This window comes from Aminobacter sp. MET-1 (assembly GCF_026521175.1).
GTDB lineage: Bacteria > Pseudomonadota > Alphaproteobacteria > Rhizobiales > Rhizobiaceae > Aminobacter.
In genome coordinates this window covers 1-276 of record NZ_JAMSHL010000096.1, presented here as the reverse complement: position 1 = coordinate 276, position 276 = coordinate 1, and the positions used below count along the sequence as shown (strand labels likewise).

The window sequence follows — 276 nt, the reverse complement described above, 5'->3', positions numbered from 1 at the left end:
CCTGTACACCGCGAAGATGGAGCAGACCGCCTGCATCGAAGGCGTCAACGCGGGCGACTGCAGCGGCAAGCGCAACGCCATCTGGACCATCACCCAGCGCGACAAGACCGAGGTCACCGCCAGCAGCGCCATGGGGCAACTGCTGGCCGGAGGCGACTTCGCCATCGACGGCGGCACCCTGAACAACCTTTCCAGTCTGATCGGCAGCGGCGGCAACCTCACCGCCAACCTCGAAGTCCTCGACAACCAGGGCCTGGAAACCGGCGAGCTGGAAAC

General features: G+C 65.6%; 1 protein-coding gene. It reads left to right on the top strand.

What is annotated here, in order from left to right:
• On the top strand, positions 1 to 276 hold a 276-nt coding region (locus NDO48_RS29170; RefSeq protein WP_267322909.1), incomplete at both ends, for a hypothetical protein.